This window comes from Kitasatospora phosalacinea (genome assembly GCF_030268885.1).
Lineage (GTDB): Bacteria > Actinomycetota > Actinomycetes > Streptomycetales > Streptomycetaceae > Kitasatospora > Kitasatospora phosalacinea_C.
The window spans coordinates 222,981-244,971 of sequence record NZ_BSSA01000003.1 but is presented as its reverse complement, the minus strand read 5'-3'; the positions used below and the strand labels follow the sequence as shown (position 1 = coordinate 244,971).

The 21,991-nt window shown below is 73.6% G+C and carries 18 protein-coding genes and 1 pseudogene; 10 read left to right on the top strand and 9 right to left on the bottom strand.

The features are described 5' to 3' along the window. Positions 1–7 precede the first annotated feature (7 nt). On the bottom strand, positions 8–334 hold the full coding sequence (locus QSK52_RS07185) for a hypothetical protein (RefSeq protein ID WP_285734834.1): 327 nt from the start codon (positions 332–334) through the stop codon (positions 8–10). Positions 335–525: 191 nt separating this feature from the next. On the opposite strand from QSK52_RS07185, the gene QSK52_RS07180 reads away from it, so the two are divergent. From QSK52_RS07180 to QSK52_RS07160, 5 genes and pseudogenes are all read left to right on the top strand, one after another. Further along, complete coding sequence (locus QSK52_RS07180) at positions 526–1,479, top strand: STM4015 family protein (protein ID WP_285734832.1); 954 nt, start codon at positions 526–528, stop codon at positions 1,477–1,479. A gap of 14 nt (positions 1,480–1,493) precedes the next feature. Then, positions 1,494–2,495 (top strand): annotated as a pseudogene (locus tag QSK52_RS07175) (STM4014 family protein); the annotation flags it as partial. Between the two features lie 264 nt (positions 2,496–2,759). Further along, entirely contained in the window at positions 2,760–3,581 is an 822-nt protein-coding gene (locus tag QSK52_RS07170) for an STM4013/SEN3800 family hydrolase (RefSeq protein WP_285735097.1), read from the top strand. Beyond that, the gene (locus QSK52_RS07165) at positions 3,578–4,906 is read left to right on the top strand and encodes an STM4012 family radical SAM protein (protein WP_285734830.1); all 1,329 of its coding nucleotides are present in this window, start codon (positions 3,578–3,580) and stop codon (positions 4,904–4,906) included. The genes QSK52_RS07170 and QSK52_RS07165 overlap by 4 nt, the downstream gene beginning before the upstream one ends. Beyond that, the gene (locus QSK52_RS07160; RefSeq protein ID WP_285734829.1) at positions 4,903–5,754 is read left to right on the top strand and encodes an STM4011 family radical SAM protein; all 852 of its coding nucleotides are present in this window, start codon (positions 4,903–4,905) and stop codon (positions 5,752–5,754) included. The genes QSK52_RS07165 and QSK52_RS07160 overlap by 4 nt, the downstream gene beginning before the upstream one ends. 31 nt (positions 5,755–5,785) lie before the next feature. On the opposite strand, the gene QSK52_RS07155 is transcribed toward QSK52_RS07160, so the two are convergent. Genes QSK52_RS07155 through QSK52_RS07130 form a run of 6 tightly spaced genes read right to left on the bottom strand, consistent with a single transcriptional unit; the run spans position 5,786 to position 11,162 of the window. After that, positions 5,786–6,775 (bottom strand): ABC transporter substrate-binding protein, encoded by a 990-nt coding sequence (locus QSK52_RS07155; RefSeq protein WP_285734826.1) that lies wholly within the window; start codon positions 6,773–6,775, stop codon positions 5,786–5,788. A gap of 30 nt (positions 6,776–6,805) precedes the next feature. Continuing rightward, positions 6,806–7,582: an amino acid ABC transporter ATP-binding protein gene (locus tag QSK52_RS07150; RefSeq protein ID WP_285734824.1), complete on the bottom strand. Its 777-nt coding sequence runs from the start codon at positions 7,580–7,582 to the stop codon at positions 6,806–6,808. After that, positions 7,579–8,526, bottom strand: a complete 948-nt coding sequence (locus tag QSK52_RS07145; RefSeq protein WP_285734822.1) for an amino acid ABC transporter permease — start codon at positions 8,524–8,526, stop codon at positions 7,579–7,581. Before QSK52_RS07145 ends, QSK52_RS07150 begins: the two co-directional genes overlap by 4 nt. Before the next feature lie 19 nt (positions 8,527–8,545). Next, positions 8,546–9,472 carry an ABC transporter substrate-binding protein gene (locus QSK52_RS07140; RefSeq protein WP_285734820.1) on the bottom strand — a complete coding sequence of 309 codons (927 nt, stop codon included), beginning with the start codon at positions 9,470–9,472 and terminating at the stop codon, positions 8,546–8,548. Beyond that, the gene (locus QSK52_RS07135; RefSeq protein ID WP_285734817.1) at positions 9,469–9,990 is read right to left on the bottom strand and encodes a GNAT family N-acetyltransferase; all 522 of its coding nucleotides are present in this window, start codon (positions 9,988–9,990) and stop codon (positions 9,469–9,471) included. Before QSK52_RS07135 ends, QSK52_RS07140 begins: the two co-directional genes overlap by 4 nt. Then, on the bottom strand, positions 9,987–11,162 hold the full coding sequence (locus QSK52_RS07130; protein WP_285734815.1) for an LLM class flavin-dependent oxidoreductase: 1,176 nt from the start codon (positions 11,160–11,162) through the stop codon (positions 9,987–9,989). The genes QSK52_RS07135 and QSK52_RS07130 overlap by 4 nt, the downstream gene beginning before the upstream one ends. 593 nt (positions 11,163–11,755) lie before the next feature. On the opposite strand from QSK52_RS07130, the gene QSK52_RS07125 reads away from it, so the two are divergent. Genes QSK52_RS07125 through QSK52_RS07115 form a run of 3 tightly spaced genes read left to right on the top strand, consistent with a single transcriptional unit; the run spans position 11,756 to position 16,957 of the window. Continuing rightward, positions 11,756–12,730 (top strand): amino acid ABC transporter permease, encoded by a 975-nt coding sequence (locus QSK52_RS07125; protein WP_285734813.1) that lies wholly within the window; start codon positions 11,756–11,758, stop codon positions 12,728–12,730. After that, a complete protein-coding gene (locus tag QSK52_RS07120; protein ID WP_435053179.1) occupies positions 12,727–14,622 on the top strand; it encodes an FAD/NAD(P)-binding protein in 1,896 nt (631 codons plus the stop codon). The genes QSK52_RS07125 and QSK52_RS07120 overlap by 4 nt, the downstream gene beginning before the upstream one ends. 58 nt (positions 14,623–14,680) lie before the next feature. Further along, on the top strand, positions 14,681–16,957 hold the full coding sequence (locus QSK52_RS07115) for an FdhF/YdeP family oxidoreductase (protein WP_285734811.1): 2,277 nt from the start codon (positions 14,681–14,683) through the stop codon (positions 16,955–16,957). Positions 16,958–16,974: 17 nt separating this feature from the next. Here QSK52_RS07115 and QSK52_RS07110 read toward each other — a convergent pair whose 3' ends face one another. Beyond that, a complete protein-coding gene (locus QSK52_RS07110; RefSeq protein ID WP_285734810.1) occupies positions 16,975–18,522 on the bottom strand; it encodes an NlpC/P60 family protein in 1,548 nt (515 codons plus the stop codon). Positions 18,523–18,809: 287 nt separating this feature from the next. On the opposite strand from QSK52_RS07110, the gene QSK52_RS07105 reads away from it, so the two are divergent. Further along, on the top strand, positions 18,810–19,979 hold the full coding sequence (locus QSK52_RS07105; RefSeq protein WP_285734808.1) for an inorganic phosphate transporter: 1,170 nt from the start codon (positions 18,810–18,812) through the stop codon (positions 19,977–19,979). Positions 19,980–19,992: 13 nt separating this feature from the next. Next, complete coding sequence (locus QSK52_RS07100) at positions 19,993–20,220, top strand: hypothetical protein (protein WP_285734805.1); 228 nt, start codon at positions 19,993–19,995, stop codon at positions 20,218–20,220. A 93-nt stretch (positions 20,221–20,313) separates the two neighbouring features. Here the strand turns inward: QSK52_RS07100 and QSK52_RS07095 are convergent, their stop codons facing one another. Next, the gene (locus QSK52_RS07095) at positions 20,314–21,894 is read right to left on the bottom strand and encodes an MDR family MFS transporter (protein ID WP_285734803.1); all 1,581 of its coding nucleotides are present in this window, start codon (positions 21,892–21,894) and stop codon (positions 20,314–20,316) included. Between the last annotated feature and the right edge of the window lie 97 nt (positions 21,895–21,991).

The window sequence follows — 21,991 nt, the reverse complement described above, 5'->3', positions numbered from 1 at the left end:
CGGGGGCTCAGTCGGCGACCATCCGGACCGCGCCGGGCGTGTACTCGCGCTGGCGGACCACCCGGAACCAGCCGCTGGGCAGGGTGATCGCCGCGTGCTCCTCGTGGACGACCCTGCCGCCCTCCGGCAGGTGCAGCCAGGCGGGGGCGAACGGGCCGCCCTCGCGGACGAGTTCGCCCGGGCCGAGCACCGCGTGGGCGTGCCCGGTCACCTCGCCGAGGGCCAGCACCAGCCGCCCCCGGGCGTCCCGCGGCCGGCGCGCCAGCTGCGCGACGGTGCCCGGGACGGCGTCCGGCGCGACCGGAACGATCAGTACGTCTCCCTGACGGTACACGGGGCCTCCCGCGGTCCGGTCCGGCCCGCTGCCGGAACTCCGTGCACCGCAAACTAGGCCGCACCACCGACAACCGCGCCCGCTGTGCGTCCTTCGTGCGGGTGAAGTCACGGGCGCCTGGTAGACAGGTCTCCGGCCCACCACGAGCCGCGGCACCGGCAGCGGCACGACGAAGCAGCGAGGAGCAGCGCATGGTTGTCAGCGACCACGCCGAGGAGTTCCACGGCCTCCCGGTCACCGATTTCCGCACCGCCCGGACGAAGGGCGACCTCCCGGCGGCGGGCAGCACCGCCTGGCGGGTCGGCCTGCACTGGGAGGACGAGGACGAGGAGTTCCCCGAGCTGTGGCAGGCGTTCCTGGACACCGTCGACCCGGAGCGGGTCACCGCGCTGGTGCTGGGCCGCTGGTTCCAGGAGGAGCCGGAGCCGCTGTCCGAGGCGCTGCCGCTGATCCTCGCCGCCGCCGACCGGATGCCCGCGCTGCGTGCGCTGTTCCTCTGCGACGTCACCGGGGAGGAGTGCGAGATCTCCTGGATCCAGATGTGCGACGTCACGCCGGTGTTCGAGACCTTCCCGCTGCTGGAGGAGCTGGTGGTGCGCGGCTCCGCCGCGGACTACGAGGACAAGGAGCGGCTCGCCCTCAAGCCGCTGCGGCACGAGAGGCTGAAGGCGCTGCGCTTCGAGTCCGGCGGCCTGCCCGCGCCGGTCGTCCGGGCGGTCGGCGCCTGCGACTTCCCGGCGCTGGAGAGGCTGGAGCTGTGGCTCGGCGTCGACAGCTACGGCGGCGACTGGACGCTGGAGGACCTCGCCCCGTTCCTGTCCGGCGCCAAGCTGCCCGCGCTGAAGCACCTGGGCCTGCAGGACGCCGAGGAGCAGGACCGGATCGCCGCGCTGGTCGCCCAGGCCCCCGTGGTGCCCCGGCTGACCGGGCTGTCGCTGTCCATGGGCGCGCTCACCGACGAGGGCGCGGCGGCGCTGCTGGAGGGCCAGCCGCTCACCCACCTGAAGACCCTGGACCTGCACCACCACTACCTCACCGAGGGCATGCAGCAGCGGCTGCGCGACGCCCTGCCCGGCGTCACGATCGACCTCTCCGACGCCGAGGACCCGGGCGACAACTGGCGCTACGTCGCCGTCTCCGAGTAGGCGGGACGAGGGAATTGACGCACCACCAGCTGGTCGTCCTGGGCTGTCCGGGGCACCGCCGGGTCACCCTGTTCGCCGCCGCGGCCCGCGCCGCCGGACGGCCGGAGCCCGCCGTGCTGCCCTGGTCGGACCTGCTGCGCGGGCGGTACGAGCTGCCGCCCGGCGCGGTGGTCCGGCTCGACTCCCCCGGCGAGGACCCGGAGGCCGACCGGCTGCTGCGCGGTCCCGTCCTCGGCCCGGGCTACGCCCCGACCCGGGTCGAGGGCGGTCCCGCCTGGTACGCGGGGGTCACCGCGGCCCTGCGCGGGCTGGCCGCCCGGCCCGGGGTGCGCCTGCTCGGCGACCCGGACGAGATCGCCGCCATGTTCGACAAGCGGCGCACGCACGCCCTGCTGACCGCCGCCGGGGTGCCGGTGCCGGACGCGCTGCCGGGCGGACCGCCGTCCGGTTTCGCGGAGTTGCGGGAGCGGCTGGCGGACGCCGGGATGCGCCGGGTGTTCCTCAAGCCGGTGCACGGCTCCTCCGCGTCCGGCGTGGTGGCGCTGGAGTTCGGCCCGCACGGCCGGGTCCAGGCCACCACCTCGGTCGAGCTCACCCCGGACGGGCTGCACAACTCGCTCGCCGTCCGCCGCTACCGTTCCGCGGCGGAGGTCGCCGAACTCGTCGACCGCCTCGCCCCCGAGGGCCTGCACGTCGAGCGCTGGGTGCCCAAGTCCGGCCAGCACGGCCGTGCCGCGGACCTGCGGGTGCTGGTGGTCGGCGGGCGCGCCACCCACGCGGTGGTCCGCACCAGCCGCCACCCCATGACCAACCTCCACCTCGGCGGCGCCCGCGGTGAACTCGCCCTCGCCCGGGCCGCCGCGGGCGAGCACTGGCCCGAGCTCCTCGCCACCGCGGAGGCCGCCGCGCGCTGCTTCCCGCACGCCCCGATGGTCGGCGTCGACCTCCTCCCGCACTCCCACTGGCGCCGCGCCCTGGTCGCCGAGGTCAACGCCTTCGGCGACCTCCTCCCGAACCTCCCCGGCCTCCCCGAAGGGCCGGCCCCGGGCCTGGACACCTACGCGGCGCAACTGGCTTCCCCCGCCTACGCGTTCAGGGGCTCGGGGAACGGCGAGGCCGAGTCTGCTGACGGTTCACTGCCGGAGCGCGCATCTGCTTCTGGTTCTGTTACTACACGCAGCAGCACGAACCTCCGACGGGCTCCGGCCGTCAGCAGCACGGACTCGCCGTTCCCCGAGCCCCTGGTTTGTTCCCCTTCGTCCGCCGCAGAGATTCCCGACATGAACGAGGTCGTCGGCTCGCACGACCTGCTGCTGGTCACCCTCGACACGCTGCGCTACGACGTCGCCGCCGAGCTGCTCGCGGCCGGCCGGCTGCCCAACCTGGCAAAGGTGCTGCCGCCCGGCGGCTGGGAGCGGCGGCACTCGCCGGGGAGTTTCACGTACGCCGCCCACCAGGCGATCCTGGCCGGTTTCCTGCCGACGCCCGCCTCGCCGGACGGTCCGCACCCGCGGCTGTTCGCGGCGCGGTTCGCCGGTTCGGAGACCACCGAGGCGCGGACGTGGGTGTTCGACGCGCCCGACCTGCCGACGGCGCTGGCCCGGGCCGGGTACCGGACGGTGTGCATCGGCGGGGTGGGGTTCTTCAACAAGCAGGGGCCGCTGGGTTCCGTCCTGCCGGGCCTGTTCCAGGAGAGCCACTGGGCACCGGAGCTGGGCGTCCCGTCGCCGACCTCCTTCGAGTCGCAGGTGGCGGTGGCGGAGCGGGTCGCGGCCGAGCAGCCGCCCGACCGGCCGCTGTTCCTGTTCCTGAACGTCTCGGCGCTGCACCAGCCGAACTGGTTCCACCTGCCGGGCGCGACCCGGGAGGACGGGGACAGCCGGGAGACGCACGCCGCCGCGCTGGAGTACGTGGACGCGCACGTGGGACGGCTGTTCGCGGCGATGAGCGCCCGGCGGCCGTGCTTCGCGATCGTCTGCTCCGACCACGGCACCGCGTACGGCGAGGACGGGTACACCGGCCACCGGATCGGCCACGAGGTGGTCTGGACCGTCCCGTACGCGCACTTCACCCTCCCCGCCAGCCCGCAGGAGCCCCGATGAGCACCGCCACCACCGAGTCCCCGTACCGGAGTTACGTCTACGCGTACCCGCACAAGACGGCCTACCGCCCGCTGCCGGGGCGGCCGCGGCTGGCCGAGCTGTGGCAGGACGAGAAGCAGGACGCGCTGTCGCTGTACCTGCACGTGCCGTTCTGCGAGGTGCGGTGCGGGTTCTGCAACCTGTTCACCCGGATCGGCAGCCCGGAGGGGCTGACCACGGCGTACCTGGACGCGCTGGAGCGGCAGGCCCGGCAGGTGCGGGAGGCGCTGGCGCCGCAGGCGCGGTTCGCGCTGGCGGCCTTCGGCGGCGGGACGCCGACCTACCTGAGCGCGGCCGAGCTGGAGCGGCTGTGCGACATCGCCGAGGTGCGGATGGGGGCGGACCTGCGGGCGGTGCCGCTCTCGGTGGAGGCGTCGCCGGACACCGCGACGGCCGACCGGCTGCGGGTGCTGGCGGAGCGCGGGACGACCCGGCTGAGCCTGGGCGTGCAGTCCTTCCTGGACGAGGAGGCCAGGGCGGCGGTGCGCCCGCAGAAGCGGGCGGCGGTGGAGGCGGCGCTGGGGCGGGTGCGGGAGGCCGGGTTCCCGGTGCTGAACATCGACCTGATCTACGGCATCGACGGCCAGACGCCCGCCAGCTGGGTCGCGTCGCTGGACGCCGCCCTGGCGTGGCAGCCGGAGGAGCTGTACCTCTACCCGCTGTACATCCGCCCGCTGACCGGCCTCGGGCGGCACGCCCCCGCCGGCCCGTCCCCGGAGTGGGACGCCCAGCGGCTGGCGCTGTACCGGGCGGGCCGCGACCACCTGCTGGCCGAGGGGTACGAGCAGGTGTCGATGCGGATGTTCCGCCGGGTCGGCGCGGCGCGCGCGAGCGCGGGCGAGTACGCCTGCCAGACCGACGGCATGGTGGGCCTGGGCTGCGGGGCCCGCTCGTACACCTCGCGGCTGCACTACTCCTTCGACTACGCGGTGGACGCCCGCGAGGTGCGGCGGATCATCGACGACTACGTGGCCGCGCCGGACTTCTCCCGGGCCGAGCTGGGCTGGGCGATGACGGACGAGGAGACCCGCCGCCGCCACCTGGTGCAGTCGCTGCTGCAGGGCGAGGGCGTCGACCTGGCGGCCTACCGGGAGCGCTTCGGCAGCACCCCGGAGCGGGACTTCCCGGCCGAGCTGGCCGAGTTCGCCGCCCGCGGCTGGCTGGCGGCGGGCGACCCGGCCCGGCTGCTGCTGAGCCCGGAGGGCCTGGCCTGGTCGGACGCGGTGGGACCGCGGCTGTTCTCGGCGGCGGTGCGCGCCGCCATGGCGGAGTACGAGGCCAAGTGAGCGACCACCTGACCGTGCTGTACCGGGGCCCGCTGTCCTCCTGCGACTACGACTGCCCGTACTGCCCGTTCGCCAAGCGGCGCGACACCCCCGAGCTGCTGCGGGCCGACCGGGCGGCGCTGGAGCGGTTCACGGCCTGGGCGGCGGCGTACGGGCACGGGCGGCTGTCGGTGCTGTTCACGCCGTGGGGCGAGGGGCTGGTGCGCAGCTGGTACCGGCGGGCGATGGTGGAGCTGAGCCGGTTGCCGCACCTGGAGCGGGTGGCGATCCAGACCAATGCGAGCTGCCGGACCGGCTGGCTGGCGGAGGCGGACCGCTCGAAGCTGGCGCTGTGGGTGACGTACCACCCGGGGCAGGTGACCGAGCAGCGCTTCCTCGCCAAGTGCGCCGAACTCACCGCGCTGGGCGTGCGGTTCAGCGTGGGCGTGGTCGGGCAGCCGGAGCACCTGGCGGCGGCCCGGCGGCTGCGGGCGGCGCTGCCGAAGGGGGTGTACCTGTGGGTGAACGCGGCCGAGGGGCTGACGTACACCGACGCCGAGGCGGCGCAGTGGACGGAGCTGGACCCGCTGTTCGGGTACAGCCGCCACCCGCACCGCAGCGCGGGGCTGCCGTGCCGGACGGGCGAGAGCGTGGTGTCGGTGGACGGGGACGGGACGGTGCGCCGCTGCCACTTCGTCCGGCCGCCGCTGGGCAACCTGTACGACGACTCGTACCAAGAGCAACTGCGGCCGCGGGCCTGCCCGTTGGGGTCGTGCGACTGCCACATCGGCTACGTGCACCTGGAGTCGCTGCCGCTGTACGACGTGTTCGCGGGCGGCGTGCTGGAGCGCATCCCGCACGGGTGGTGAGGGATGCGCTCCAACGGCCGTGCCGGGAGTGTCAGCTGTTGGTCTTGGGCAGGCCGGGCGGGTTGATCTCGGAGGTCGGCACGGCCTCGTTGTCCAGGCCCCAGCGCCCCAGGACCTGGGCGTAGGTGCCGTTCTTGATGGTCTCGTTGATGGCCGCGTTGAGCGCCTTGACCAGGCCGTTGTCCTTCTTGGTGGTGGCGGCGATCTTGCCGATCACGGTCTCTCCGGCGCCGGAGTAGGTGCCGATCACCTCGGTCTCGCCGGTCTGCGCGGAGTGGAAGGCGGTGCCCGGGTTGGGGCCGAGCCAGGCGTCGATCCGGCCGGAGCCGAGGGCGAGGTAGTAGTCGGAGGAGTTCTGGTAGTACTTCACGTCGACCGGCTTGAGGCCGTTCTTGACGTCCTGCTCGCTCCAGGCCAGCAGCAGCTTCTCCTGGTTGGTGCCGGAGGAGACGCCGATGGTGTGCCCGGCGACGTCGGCCGGACCCTTGACCTTCCAGTTGCCGCCCTTCTTGGCCTCGAAGCCGAGGATGTCGAGCCGGTAGGTGGCGAAGTCGTACTTCTCCTTGCGGGCCTCGGTGACGGTGACGTTGGTGAAGGCCGCGTCGTACTTGCCGCTGTCCAGGCCGACGAAGACGTTCTCCCAGGAGACCGGGTCGATCTCGACCTTCAGGCCGAGCACGTTGCCGACCAGGTACGCCAGGTCGGCTTCGGTGCCGATGACGGTCTTGTCGTCGGTGGCGTAGAAGCCCAGCGGCGGGACGGTGCCGATGTTGGCCGCGACCCGGAGGGTGCCTCTTCGGCGGACTTCGTCGGGGAGGAGTGCGGCGATCGCGTCGACCTCGGGCGTGCTGATCCGGTTCTGGTCCGGGGTCAGGTTGATCTTCACGCCGTTGGGCGCGGTGCCCTCCTTCTTGGCGCCGAGGTCGGCGGAGGCGTTGTCCGCGGAGCCGCAGGAGGAGAGCAGCAGGGCGGCGACGAGGGCGGCGGCGGCCGGGACGAAGGTGCGGCGGTACACGGACACGGGGGTGACTCCTTTGTTCGGGAGGGGACTTCAGAGGACCTTGGCGAGGAAGGCGCGGGTGCGTTCGTGCTGCGGGTCGTCCAGCACCTGGGCGGGCGGCCCCTGTTCGACCACCACGCCGCCGTCCATGAACACCACGGTGTCGGCGACCTCGCGGGCGAAGCCGATCTCGTGGGTGACCACGATCATGGTGGTGCCGGTGCGGGCCAGGTCCTTGATCACGTCGAGCACCTCGCCGACCAGTTCGGGGTCGAGCGCGGAGGTCGGCTCGTCGAACAGCAGCACCTTGGGCTCCAGGGCGAGCGCCCGGGCGATGGCGACGCGCTGCTGCTGGCCGCCGGAGAGCCGGCGCGGGTACTCGGCGGCCTTGTCGGCCAGGCCGACCCGCTCCAGCAGTTCCAGTGCCCGGGCCCGGGCCCGCTCCTTGGACACGCCGAGCGCGCCGACCGGGGCCTCCACCAGGTTCTCCAGCACGGTCAGGTGCGGGAACAGGTTGAAGTTCTGGAACACGAAGCCGAGCCGGGTGCGCTGCTTGAGCACCTCGCGCTCGGGCAGTTCGCGCAGCTTGTCGCCGACCTGCCGGTAGCCGATCAGCTCGCCGTCAACCCGGACGTACCCCCGGTCGAGCTTCTCCAGGTGGTTGACCGCCCGCAGCAGGGTGGACTTGCCGGAGCCGGACGGGCCGAGCACCACCGTGACGGTGCCGGGGCGGACGTCGAGGTCGATGCCGCGCAGCACCTCCAGCCGTCCGAACCGCTTGTGCACGCCGCGTACTTCGACCATGGCCGTGGCGCTCTCGCTGCTCATGCCCGCTTCTCCTTGCTCTCGGTGACGGCGGCGCGCAGCCGCTGCCAGGGGGTGGGCGGCGCGTGGCGCTCGCTGCCGCGGGCGAAGTAGCGCTCGACGTAGTACTGGACCAGCGAGAGGGCGGTGGTCAGCAGCACGTACCAGACGGTGGCCACCATCAGCAGCGGCACCACCCGGCCGGTGCGGCCGTAGATCACCTGCACCTGGTAGAAGAGCTCGCCGATCGCCATCACGTAGACGATCGAGGTGCCCTTGAACAGCGAGATCACCTCGTTGGCGGCGTTCGGCAGGATGCCGCGCATGGCCTGCGGCAGCACGATCCGCCACGCCTGCCGGAACCGCGGGATGCCGAGCGCGGCGGCGGCTTCGAGCTGCCCGGCGTCCACCGCGAGCACCCCGCCGCGGATGATCTCGGCGGCGTACGCGGCCTGGTGCAGGGCGAGGCCGAGGACGGCCGCGCCGAGGGCGCCGAGCAGGTCCATGGTGCCGAAGGAGGCGAAGGTCGGACCGAACGGGACGCCGATCCCGATCCGCTTGTACAGGTAGGCCAGGTTGAACCAGAACACCAGCTGCACGATCAGCGGGATCGAGCGGAACGCCCACACGTACGTCCAGGCGATGGTGCGCAGGATCGGGCTGCCGGACAGCCGCAGCGCGGCGATCACCGCGCCCAGCGCGAAGCCCAGCACGGTGCCGTAGGCGGTGAGTTGGAGGGTGACGCCGACCGCGCGCAGGATGCTGTCGGAGAAGACGAAGGTGCGGAAGGTCGGCCAGTCCCAGCCGGGGTTGACGGCCAGTCCGTGCAGGAACTGGGCGGCCAGCACCAACGCGGCCAGGCCGGCCACCAGCCGCCACGGCCTGCGGTGCGGGACGATCCTCAACTCCTGTACGGAGTCGGCCGGTTGTCGGAGCGGGAGGGCCTGTTCGGGGGTGAGGGCGGTCATCGGGGGCTCCTGGGGCGGGTCAGGGGTGCTCGGGCGGGTTGATCTTGGATTCGGTGATCGCCGAGTCGGCGGTGCCCCACTTGGCGAGGATCTTCCGGTAGGTGCCGTCCTTGATCAGCTGGTTGACGGCGGCCTGGAAGGCCGGGGTGAGCGCCGAGCCCTTCTTGAACGCGAAGCCGACGTCGAGCAGGTGGTACTCGCCGAGGAAGCGGGTCTTGGCGCCGGGCTGGGCGGCCTGGTAGCGCAGGCCGTTGATGGTGGACATCACCACGTCCAGGCGGCCCTGCTGCAGGCCGGTGAAGACGGCGCCGTTGTCGGAGAACACCTTGACCTCGTACGGCTTCTTGCCGGCCTGCGCGCAGACGTCCTTCTTGGCGTTCAGGGTGGCCTCGAAGGTGGTGCCCGCGCCGGTGCCGATGGTCAGGCCGCACAGCTGGACCAGGTCGGTGACGGTGTTCAGCGCGGTGTTGTCCGCGCGCACCGCGAAGCCCTGGCCGTCGTCGATGTAGGTGACGAAGTCGATGGTCTTCAGCCGGGCCTCGGTGACGCCGAAGTTGCCGGTGCCCACGTCGTACTTGCCGCTGCCGAGCGCGGGCAGGATGGTCTCGAACGCGGCGTCCTCGCGCTGCACCTGCACCCCGAGCACCTTGGCGACGGCGTTGACCAGGTCGACGTCCAGCCCGGTGATCTCCTTCTTGCCCTCCGGGTAGTACGCCCCGGGCGGGAAGCCGACCGCGCCGCCGAGCTTGACCGTGCCCGCGGCCCGGACGTCGGCGGGCAGCAGCGCCGCGGCCGCCTCGTTCTTCTGCACGCCCGACAGGACGTCCTGGTCGGGCTGGATGCCGACCGGCGCGGCCCCGGGGGCGGCCGCCGGGTCGGAGCCGCAGCCCGCCAGCGCCAGGGCGGCGACGGCGGCCAGGGCGACGGCGGGGAGGTGGCGCTTCATCGGATCGGTGCCTTTCCGGCCGCCGCGGCGGCCGTGCCAGTGGTGAGCAGGTCCTTCTCGAACGGCAGCGGGTCGCCGTCCGGTGCGGGCTCGACGCGGACGTCGAACAGCGGGGTGTACCCGGCCGCCAGGTAGAGGCCCTTGGCCTCGGGCTGGCGCGGACCGGTGGTGAGGAAGATCCGGCGGTACCCGGCCTCCCGGGCGGCCGACTCCAACTCGGCCAGCACCCGGCGGCCCAGGCCCCGGCGGCGGTGGCCGGCGGCGGTCCACATCCGCTTGACCTCGGCGGTGTGCGGGTCGTCGTGGCGGCGGTAGGCGCCGCCCGCCACCGGTTCGCCGTCCTGCAGCAGCAGGAGCAGCAGGCCGTGCGGCGGGGCGAACTCCTCGGCGCCGTAGCGGGCCATCTCCTGGTGGCCGCCGGGACCGTAGCGGGTGACGTACTCGTGGGTGAGCTCGCGGACCAGCGGTTCGGTGAGCGGGTCGCCGAGGACGGCCCGCTCGACGGTCAGCGCGCTCATGCCGCGTCGGCCCCGGCCCGGGCGGCATCGGCCCGGGCGGCGTCGGCCCGGGCGGCGTCGGCCCGGGCGGCGTCGGCCCGGGCGGCGTCGCGCTTGGCGACCTCCTCGCGGACGATCGGGATGACGTACCGGCCGAAGTCGATGGCGTCGCCGACGTGGTCGTAGCCGCGGGCGGAGAGGATGTCCACGCCGAGGTCGTAGTAGTCGAGCAGCGCCTGGGCGACCGTCTCGGGCGTGCCGACCAGGGCGTTGGAGTTGCCCGCGCCGCCGGTCGCGGCGGCGGTCGGGGTCCACAGCGCGCGGTCGTAGCGCTCGCCCGCCTCGGCGATCTCCACCAGCCGCTGCGAGCCCGCGTTCTCCGGCCCGGCGCCGTTCGCGAGCCGGCGGCGCACCAGGTCGTCGCTCTCCCGGCGGGCCCTGATCGCGGCGACCGTGCGGTGCGCCTTCTCCCAGGCGAGTTCCTCGGTGGGCGCGATGATCGGCCGGAAGGCGACCTGGATGCGCGGGGTGTCGGTGCGCCCGGCGGCCCGGGCGGCGGCCCTGACCAGCTCGATCTGCTCGGCGGTGCGGGCCAGCGGTTCGCCCCACAGCGCGTAGATGTCCGCCTCGGCGCCGCCCGCGGCGAACGCGGCGGGCGAGGAGCCGCCGAAGGAGACGTTCGGGCGCGGCTGCTGGACCGGGAAGACGTCCGAGACGAAGTCGTTGAAGCGGTAGAACTCGCCCTCGTGGTCGAAGGGTTCGCGGCTGGTCCAGGCCTTCTTGACGATGCCGATGTACTCGCGGGTGCGGTCGTAGCGGCGGTCCTTGGGCAGGAAGTCGCCCTCGCGCTGCTGCTCGTGGTCGTTGCCGCCGGTGATGAAGTGCACGGTGAGCCGGCCGTCGCTGATCCGGTCCAGGGTGGCGAAGGTCTTGGCGGCGAAGGTCGGGTACGAGACGTTGGGCCGGTGCGCGAGCAGGATCTGCAGCCGGTCGAGCTTGGCGGCGAGGTACGCGGCGGAGGCGGCGGGTTCGGGCGATCCGGCGCCGTAGGCGAACAGCACCCGGTCCCAGCCGTGGTCCTCGTGGGCGCGGGCCAGGCGCAGCGTGTAGTCGCGGTCGAAGGCGTGGGTGGTGCGGGCGGTGGTCTCCGAACCGTCGCCGGTGGCGGCGATTCCGAGGAACTCGACGGGCATGGTGGAGCCTCTTCCGGTGGTGCGGGCCGCGTCCGGGCATGCCGGGGGACGCCCCGGCGGGCGGTGCGGACGGCTGCGGACGGCGGCGGCGGGTGGGGAGGACGGGCGCGGGCGCGTGACGGGACGCCGGCTCAGGAGCGAGCGGGAACGCTAGGGGCGGCGGCAGCGTGCGCCTGCTGGTCCGTCCGGACGGACGGCTTCCCGGCCCGCGACAGGGGCGACCGAGGGAGGACTCCCGGAGGGAGGAAGGGCCGGATCAGGCGGCCCGCTGCCGGGTCAGCCGCGACACGCCGCGGACCACACCCGACCGAAGTCGATGTGGCCTCGCGTCACGAGGGCGGGCTGCTCGGCTGTCATGTCGAACAGTTGAGCAGTGCCGCGGACGGTCCGTCAACCTTTCCGCCGGGGACGAAACACCGACGTCACACCCGCGTCCTTGACAGCCGCCGCTCGCTCGCGCGTACGATCGAATCGGAGCGAGAACTGCCCGGGCCCGGCCGAACTGCCGCCAGGCCCAGCCGCGTTGAGGGACGCGGCGCGCGTGAGTGACGGCATGCGGAGACCGCCTGCCCCGCCGCCCGTTGGAGCCCTCCATGGCCTCGCCCGCCGCCGCACCACCCGCCTCCACCTCCCCCGCCTCCCCCGCCGACAAGGCCCCGGACGCCGCACCGCCCGCCCTGGCCGGGCTGCCGATCGTGCCCCGCCGCCGCCCCGGGCGGTACCTCAGCGGCGGGCTGGCGCTGCTGGCCGCCGCACTGCTGGTGCGCTCGCTGGCCGGGAACGCCGCCTTCGAGTGGCCGGTGGTCGGCTCCTACCTGACCTCGCCGTCGATCCTGCGCGGCCTGCTGCTGACGCTGTGGCTGACCGGCGCGGTGGTGGCCCTCGGCTTCGCCCTGGGCACCGCGCTGGCGGTGGCCCGGCTCTCCGGGAACCCGGTGCTGCAGGGCCTGAGCTGGGGCTTCGTGTGGATCTTCCGGGCGACCCCGCTGCTGGTGCAGCTGCTGCTCTGGTTCAACATCGGGCTGCTGTACCCGACGCTGTCGCTGAGCCTGCCGTTCGGCGGCGAGCTGTTCTCGGTGAAGACCGTCAACCTGCTCGGTCCGGTGCTCACCGCCCTGATCGGCCTGACCCTGCACGAGGCCGCGTTCGCCGCCGAGGTGGTGCGCTCCGGCGTGCTGTCGGTCGACCAGGGCCAGCTGGAGGCGGCCGCCTCGCTGGGCCTGGGCCGCGGCCGGGTGCTGCGCCGGATCGTGCTGCCGCAGGCGATGCGGGCGATCCTGCCGCCCGCCGGGAACATGCTGATCGGCACCCTCAAGGGCACCTCGGTGATCAGCGTGCTGGCCGTCCACGACCTGCTGTTCTCCGCCCAGATGATCTACAACCAGACGTACCGGGTGATCCCGCTGCTGATGGTGGCCACCCTCTGGTACGTCGCGGTGACCAGCGTGCTGTCCGTCGGCCAGTACTACCTGGAGCGGCACTTCGCCCGCGGCGCCACCCGCGGCGGCCTGCCGCCGACCCCGCTCCAGCGGGCCCGTGCAGCCTTCCGCCGCACGGCCGGGCGGTGAGCGCGGTGCCCGTACTGGTCGTGATCGGGGCCGGGCCGCGCGGCACCGGCCTGCTGGAGCGGATCGCCGCCAACGCACCCGAACTGCTGGGCCCCGGCGTCGAGTTGGACGTCCACCTGGTCGACCCGCACCCGCCCGGCGGCGGCCGGATCTGGCGGCACGCGCAGTCCCCGCTGCTGCGGATGAACTCGATGGCCGAGGACGTCACCATGTTCACCGACGAGCGCACCACCATGGACGGCCCGGTCCGCCCCGGCCCCTCGCTCGCCGAGTGGGCCGCCGACCCGGCCGCCCACCCCCCGTACCGCCCGGCCGAGGACGAGGAGGTGGCCGCGGAACTGCGCGCCCTCGCCCCCACCGACTTCCCCACCCGGCGCGCCCAGAGCGGCTACCTGGACTGGGTGCTGCGCCGGGCCGCCGGTGAACTCCCGGACAACGTCCGGCTGTTCGTCCACCGGGACACCGCCCGCCGGATCACCGGCGACCCGGACGGGCCGCAGCGCGTCCACCTCTCCGACACCGTGCTGCTCGCCGACCGGGTGGTGCTCGCCCTCGGCCACCTCGACTCCGCGCCCGGCCCCGACACCGCCGAGCCCCGCGCGTTCGCCGCCCGCCACGGCCGCACCTACCTGCCGCCCGCCTTCACCGCCGACGCCGACCTCTCCGGCCTCGCCCCCGGCGAGCGGGTGGTGGTCCGCGGCCTCGGCCTGGCCTTCGTCGACCTGGTCGCCCTGCTCACCGAGGGCCGCGGCGGCCGCTTCACCCCCCGCCCCGGCGGCGGCCTGCGCTACCACCCCTCCGGCCGCGAACCCGTGCTGTACGCGGGGAGCCGCCGCGGCGTCCCGTACCACGCCAAGACCGGCTACCGGCTCCAGGGCCCGCCCCCGCCGTTCCCGCGCTACTTCGGCCCCGACCTGCAACTCCCCGACGAACAGGTCGACTTCCGGCGCGACCTGTGGCCCGCGATGGCCAAGGAGATCGGCTTCGGCTACTACCACGAGCTGTTCCACGGCCACCCCGAGCGCACCGCCCTGCCCTGGGCGGAGTTCCTCGCCGCCTACGACCGCCACCCCTGGGACAGCCCCGAGCGGGTGGACCTGGTCGCCGCCGCCGTCCCCGACCCCGAGGACCGCGTCGACCTGGAACGGCTCGACCGCCCGCTCACCGGCCTGCGGGTCGGCAGCCCCGCCGAGCTCCAGCAGCACCTGCGCGCCCACCTGCGCGCCGACCTGGCCCGCCGCTCCGACCTGCGGCACAGCGCCGACCTGGGCGCCTTCTACGCCCTGCTCTCGCTCTACGGCCACCTCGTCCACCTGCTGCCCGCCCACCCGCTCACCGCCCGCTCCACCGCCGCCCACCTCGACGGCTGGTGGGCCGGCTTCTTCTCCTTCTACGCCTCCGGCCCGCCCGGCTTCCGCCTGGAACAGCTGCTCGCCCTCTCCGACGCCGGGCTGCTGCACTTCCTCGGCCCCGAGCTGCGCGTCGACCTCGACGAGGAGCACGGCACCTTCCGCGCCTCCTCCCCCGCCCTGCCCGGCCACCACGTCCACGGCACCGCCCTGGTCGACGCCTTCCTCCCCCGGCACGCCCTCGACCGCACCGACGACCCGCTGCTGCGCCAGCTCCTGCGCGAGGGCCGGATCGACGAGGAACGGCTGACCGACCCCGACGGCCACGTCTACCGCTCCGGGCTGGTCCGCACCGACCCCGACGCCCGGCTGATCGACCCCGCCCTCGGCCACCGCCCGCACCCCCGCCGCACCGCCCTCGGCGCCCCCACCACCACCCGCGCCCCGGCCGCCTTCGCCCGCCCCCGCACCGACGCCCCGTCCTTCCGCCAGAACGACGCCGTCGCCCGCCGCCTGCTCGCCGAACTGCAGAAGGAGGGCTGAACACCGCCGCGCCCGCACCGGATACGCTCCAAGCACCCGAGCCCTCCGGAGAACCGCCATGGCCAAGCAGCCCCCGCACCGCGACCCCGCCCAGGACGCCCCGCACGTCGCGCCCCCGGCCCACGCCGCCGCCGGCCTGCCCGCGATCGGGCACACCCTGCGGATGGCCGCCGAGCAGATGTCCCCGGGCCGGGTGCTGGCCACCCTGCGCAGGGTCAACCAGCCGGACGGCTTCGACTGCCCGGGCTGCGCCTGGCCCGAGCCGGACAAGCCGCACCTCGCCGAGTTCTGCGAGAACGGCGCCAAGGCCGTCGCCGAGGAGGCCACCGAACGCCGGATCACCCCGGCCTTCTTCGCCGAGCACCCGGTCGCCGCCCTCGCCGAACGCTCCGGCTACTGGCTCGGCCAGCAGGGTCGGCTCACCACCCCGATGCTGCTGGACGAGGGCGCCACCCACTACGCCCCGATCGGCTGGGACGAGGCCTTCGCGCTGATCGCCGAGGAGCTGACCGCGTTGGACTCCCCGGACGGGGCGGCGTTCTACACCTCCGGCCGCACCTCCAACGAGGCCGCCTTCGCGTACCAGCTGTTCGCCCGCAAGCTCGGCACCAACAACCTGCCGGACTGCTCCAACATGTGCCACGAGTCCTCGGGTTCGGCACTCACCGAGACGCTCGGCGTCGGCAAGGGCAGCGTCTCGCTCAAGGACCTGTACCAGGCCGACCTGATCATCGTCGCGGGCCAGAACCCGGGCACCAACCACCCCCGGATGCTCTCCGCCCTGGAGCGCGCCAAGCGGGCCGGGGCGCGGATCGTCAGCGTCAACCCGCTGCCCGAGGCCGGGCTGGAGCGGTTCAAGAACCCGCAGACCCCGCGCGGCCTGGTCGGCGGCGGCACCAGGCTCACCGACCTGTTCCTGCAGATCCGGCTCGGCGGCGACCTCGCCCTGTTCCGCGCCCTCAACCACCTGCTGCTCACCACCCCGGGCGCCGTCGACGAGGCCTTCGTCGCCGAACACTGCGCGGGCTACGCCGAGTTCGCCGCCGACGCCGCCGAGCTGGACCGGGCGGCCGTGCTGCGCGCCACCGGCCTGCCCTGGGAGCAGATCGAGCAGCTGCACGGCCTGGTGCTCGGCGCGCAGAAGGTCATCGTCTGCTGGGCGATGGGCCTCACCCAGCACAAGCACGCCGTCCCCACCATCCGCGAGGTGGTCAACTTCCTGCTGCTGCGCGGCAACGTGGGCCGCCCCGGCGCCGGGGTCTGCCCCGTCCGCGGACACAGCAACGTGCAGGGCGACCGCACCATGGGCATCTTCGAGCGCCCCTCCGCGGCCTTCCTGGACGCGCTGGGCCGGGAGTTCGCCTTCGAGCCGCCGCGCGCGCACGGCCACGACACCGTCGACACCATCCGGGCGATGCGCGACGGCCGGGTGAAGGTGTTCTTCGCGATGGGCGGCAACTTCGTCGCGGCGAGCCCCGACACCGACGCCACCGAGGCCGCGGTGCGCCGCTGCCGCCTCACCGTGCACGTCTCCACCAAGCTCAACCGCTCGCACGTGGTCACCGGCGCCCGCGCGCTGATCCTGCCCACCCTGGGCCGCACCGACCGCGACGTGACGGCCGCCGGGCCGCAGTTCGTCAGCGTCGAGGACTCCATGGGCATGGTGCACTCCTCCCGCGGCGGCCTGCGCCCGCCCGCGCCCGGCCTGCTCTCCGAGGTCGCCATCGTGACCCGGCTGGCCCGCGCCGTCCTCGGCCCCCAGGACCCCACCCCCTGGGAGGAGTTCGCCCTCGACTACGACCGGATCCGCGAGCGGATCGCCCGGGTCGTCCCCGGCTTCGACGACTACAACGCCAGGGTCCGCCGCCCCGGCGGCTTCGCCCTCCCGCACGCCCCGCGCGACACCCGCACCTTCCCCACCGCCACCGGGAAGGCCAACTTCACCGTCAACCCGCTGACCGCCCCCGAGGTCCCCGCCGGGCGGCTGCTGCTGCAGACCCTGCGCTCGCACGACCAGTACAACACCACGGTCTACGGCCTGGACGACCGCTACCGCGGCATCACCGGCGGCCGCCGCGTCGTCCTGGTCAACCCCGCCGACGCCGCCGAACTCGGCCTCGCCGACGGGCAGTTCGTCGACCTGGTCAGCGAGTGGACCGACGGCAGCGAGCGCCGCGCCCCGCGCTTCCGGGTGGTCCACTACCCGGTCGCCCGCGGCGGCGCGGCCGCCTACTACCCGGAGACCAACGTCCTCGTCCCGCTGGACTCCACGGCCGACGTCAGCAACACCCCGACCTCCAAGTCGGTGGTGGTCCGCTTCGAGCCCGCGGCGTAGCCTGGGGCCCGGGGGCCTCAGCCCGCCGAGCCGCTCCCCGACGGCGACGCCGCACCGCTCCCGGCGGACGAGGACTCCGAGCCGCTCGGGGTGCCCGCCACGCTCGGGGTGCCCGAGCCCGAGGACGTGCCCGAGCCCGAGGGCGTGCCCGTCCCGCTCGGCGTGCCGGAACCCGAGGGCGTGCCCGTCCCGCTCGGGGTGCCCGAGCCCGAAGGCGTGCCCGAGCCGCTCGGCGTGCCGGACCCGCTCGGGCTGCCCGACCCGCTCGGCGTGCCCGAACCCGAGGGCGACGCCGGGTCGGTGGGCGTGGCGGGCGCGCCGGGCGTGGACGTCGGCGTGGTGGCGGGCGGGGTCGGCAGCGTGGAGGGCTTGGCGGGCTGGATCTTCACCGCGCCCAGCGGCACGTCCGGCACCTTCCACGCGCCGCCCGCGTCGTCCGCCGCGTCGTCCCCGTCCGGGCGGACCGCACCCAGGATCGGCATGGCCCCGATCTGCGTGACCTTCACCACGTCGCCGGTGTGCGGGGCCTGGACGATCAGCCCGCCGCCGATGTACATGCCGATGTGGGTGGCGCCGCCGTAGTAGACGATCAGGTCGCCGGGCCGGATCTGGTTCAGCGGGACGTGCTTGAGCTGCGCCCACTGCTCCTGGCTGGTGCGCGGGATGGCCTTCCCGGCGTGCAGCCAGGCCTGCGAGGTCAGGCCGGAGCAGTCGAAGACGTCCGGCCCGGCGCCGCCCCACACGTAGTCCTTGCCGAGCTGCTGCAGCGCCCAGGCGACCGCCTTGCGGCCGATCGCCGAGGGCGTCCGCTCGCCCTTGCCGAGCGCGCCGGAGGCCAGGAAGGCCAGCTGGGCCTCGTTGGCCTGCTGCTTCTCCATCTCGGCCAGTTCGTCGCGCTGGGCGCCGGTGAGCGAGCCGACCAGCTGCTCGACCTCGGCGAGCCTGGCGGCCACGTCGTTCCTGGCCTTCTCCTGCTCGGCGGCCAGCGCCTGCGACTCGGCGACGGCCTGCTCGGCGGCGGTGCGCAGCGCGGTCAGGGTGTCCCGGTCGGCCTTGAGCCGGTCCAGGAACTCCTTCTGCGAGCGCCCGGCGGAGTGCAGCAGTTCGGCGATCACCACGGCCTCGTACGGGTTCTCGGCCATGAGCAGTTCGGCGTACCCGGAGACCTGGCTGTTGCGGTACTGCGCGGAGGCGAGCTGGGAGGCCAGGTCGGTGCCCGCGTCGACGGCCTTCTGCTGGAGCTCGGCCCGGTTGTCGAGGTCCTGCACGGTGGCCTGCTGCTCGGCGAGCGCGGCGACCGTGCCGTTGTACTTCTCGGTGGCGCTCTCGGCCTGCTGGTAGAGCGCGTGCAGCTGTTCGAGCATCGGCCCGAGGGTGCGCTTGGCGTCGGCCAGCGGGTCGGACCCGGCGGAGACCGTCGGGGCGCTCGGCTCGGGGACGGCGTACGCGGCCGCGGTGAAGAACGGCAGGGTGAGCGCGGCGGCGGCGAGCACCGCTCCGCAGCGCAACGCGGCGCGCACCCACGGCCGCAGGCCGGTCGATTCGGTCCGCTGCCCTGCCCCCATCGGCCGGCCCTCCCCTGGTTGTCCGTCGGCGATCGGACCGATCCTGCCACGGGGAGGGCGGTCAGGGGCAGGTGCTTTCGGGGCCGCCGGGTGAATTCTCATCCGGTTCCGAGTGTGAGACCGGTCTCACCGGGGCTCCGGTCTCCACCGGAACCGGCCGGTTCGGCAACTCCCACGCAACGAACGGAACCGCGACTCCGCGTCCAGTTAACCTCCCGTTCACCATGCCTCCTTACCTTCGCCGAGGACAGCAACGTCAGTCCGACCACTACGACGATTGTTTGGGTATGGAACACATCACGTTCCTGGTGGCCGTTGTGATCATCACGGCGCTCGCCTTCGACTTCACCAACGGCTTCCACGACACCGCCAACGCGATGGCCACCTCCATCGCGACCGGCGCGCTCAAGCCCAAGGTCGCCGTCGCGATCGCGGCGGTGCTGAACTTCGCCGGGGCCTTCCTCTCCGTGAAGGTCGCCACCACCATCTCGGGCGGCCTCGTCAACGAGAAGGCCGGACTGCAGCCCTCGATCATCTTCGCCGCCCTGGTCGGCGCGATCCTGTGGAACCTGCTGACCTGGCTCAAGGGACTGCCCTCGTCCTCCTCGCACGCCCTGTACGGCGGTCTGATCGGCGCCACCGTGGTGGGCGTCGGCCTGCACGGCGTGAACTTCTCCACCGTGGTCTCGAAGATCCTGATCCCGGCGGTGGCCTCCCCGGTCATCGCGGGCCTGGCCTCCTGGGGCGCCACCAAGCTGGCGTACCTGATCACCCGGGGCGCGCCGAAGGAGGGCACCGAGAAGGGCTTCCGCCGGGGCCAGGTCTTCTCCTCCTCGCTGATCTCGCTCGCGCACGGCACCAACGACGCGCAGAAGACCATGGGCATCATCACGCTGACCCTGATCTCGGCCGGCGCCCTGCACAAGGGCGACGGCCCGCCGACCTGGGTGATCGTCAGCGCCGGCCTGGCCATCGCGCTCGGCACCTACATGGGCGGCTGGCGGATCATCCGCTCGATGGGCTCCGGCCTGGCCGACATCAAGCCGCCGCAGGGCTTCTCCTCGGAGGCCGCGGCCGCGACGGTGATCCTGACCTCCTCGCACATGGGCTACGGCCTGTCCACCACCCAGGTCTGCTCCGGCGGCATCATGGGCGCGGGCCTGGGCGGCCCGTCCGGGAAGCTGCGCTGGGGCATGGTCCGCCGGATGGCCTACACCTGGGGCCTGACCCTGCCGGCCGCCGCCGTGGTCTCCGGGCTGGCCGCGCTGGTCGCGGACCGCGGCAACTGGGGCGTGGCCGTGGTCGGCCTGGCCCTGGTGGTGGGCGCCGGTTCGATGTGGCTGGTCTCGCGCCGCCAGCCGGTGCACGCCGACAACGTCAACGACGCGGCCCCGGCCGCCGCCGAGGTGCCCGCCGTGGTCGCCCCGGCCGCCGCCCCGACCACCCTCGCGGCCTGAGAGGAACCCCGCCATGAACATCAAGTGGGCCGCACTGGCCGAGACCGCGGGCGTCAGCCTGCTGGTGACCGTCGCCGTGGTCGTCGTCTTCGCGCTCGGCAACCTCGCCCTGTCCCGCCGGGAGGCCGCCGTGGCGGCCGGCACCGGCCGGGGCGTCCCGGCGCTGGTCGCGGCGGGCGTCTGCTTCGCGGCCTGCACGGCCGTGGTGCTGTACGGCATCTCGCTGATCGCCTCGAAGTAGCGCACGGCGCACGACGAAGGGCCCCCGCCGCAGTGGCGGGGGCCCTTCTCGCATGTCGTCGGTGGCGCGTCCGCGGCGCCGGTCGGCCGCCGGTCAGTCGTTGACCAGCTCCGTCGCCCTGGCCCCGGCGGGGGCGGCCGGGCGCTCCTCGTTGGAGGTGCGCAGCGGGACCTCGCGGATGAACAGCACCAGCAGGAAGCCCACCACGGCGAACGGGGCGGCGATCAGGAACACCGTGCCCACGCCGTGCCCGAACGCGTCGGTGACCAGCGGGACGATCTGCGCGGGCAGCTTCTTGAGGTCCGGGATGCCGTCGCCGGACGCCCCGGTGGCGGGGATGCCGGCCTTGGCGAAGTTCTCCGCGGTGTAGCTGGCGACCTTGTGGCCGAGCAGGGCGCCGAGCGCGGAGACGCCCATCGCGCCGCCCATGGTGCGGAAGAAGGTGACCGTGGAGCTGGCCGCGCCGAGCTCGTTGCGCGGCACCGTGTTCTGCACCGCGAGCACCAGGTTCTGGCTGGTCAGGCCGAGGCCGACGCCGGCCAGCAGCATGTAGAGGGCGAGCAGCCCGTACGCGGTGTCGGCCCGGGCGGTGCCCAGCAGGCCGAGGCCGACGGCGAGCAGCACGGTGCCCGCGACCAGGAAGCCCTTCCACTTGCCGTACTTGGTGATCAGCTTCCCGGCCACGGTGGAGGAGACCGCCAGGCCGAAGATCATCGGCAGGGTGAGCAGCCCGGCCTGGGTGGGGGTCTTCTCCTTGGCGAGCTGGAAGTACTGGCCGAGGAAGGTGGTGGTGCCGTACATGCCGACGCCGACGAAGGCGCTGGCCACCGCGGCCAGGGTGACGGTGCGGTGCCGGAACAGGTCGAGCGGGATGAGCGGTTCGGCGGCGCGCTTCTCGACCAGCACGAACAGCCCGGCCAGCGCCAGGCCGCCGATCACCATGACGGCGGTCTGCCAGGAGACCCAGTCGTAGTTCTTCCCGGCCAGCGAGATCCAGATCATCAGCAGGCTGACGGCGGCGGTGACCAGCGTCGCGCCCAGGTAGTCGATCTTCGGCTTGCGGACGGGCGCCTCGGGGAGCTTGAGGGTCCGCTGCAGCACCAGGATGGCGATCAGCGCGAACGGGACGCCGACGTAGAAGCACCAGCGCCAGCCGAGCCAGGAGGTGTCCACGATGACGCCGCCGATCAGCGGGCCGCCGATGGTGGCGAGCGCGAAGACCGCGCCGAAGTAGCCGCTGTAGCGGCCGCGTTCGCGCGGCGGGACCATCGCGGCCAGGCAGATCTGGCCGAGCGCGATCACGCCGCCCGCGCCGATGCCCTGCAGCACCCGGCAGAAGATCAGCATGCCGATGCTCTGCGACAGGCCGGCCAGGCCGGAGGCGAGGACGTAGATCACCATCGAGATCTGGACCAGCAGCTTCTTGCTGACCAGGTCGGAGAGCTTGCCCCAGAGCGGGGTGGCGGCGGTGATCGACAGCAGGGCGGCGGTCACCACCCAGGTGTACGCGGACTCGCCGCCGTGCAGGTCGGTGAGGATCCGCGGCAGGGCGTTGGAGACCACCGTGGAGGAGAGCACGGCCACGAACAGGCCGAGCAGCAGGCCCGAGAGGGCTTCGAGTACTTGACGGTGGGACATCCGGTCCTGCGGGGGTGCGGGGAGGGTCGTCGACATGCGTTTCCTTCGACTGAAAATTCGTTGCCTCAAGCAACTATACGTGGATAGTTGACTAAGGCAACTTTCTTCAAGCCCAGGTAAAGGAATCCTCCCG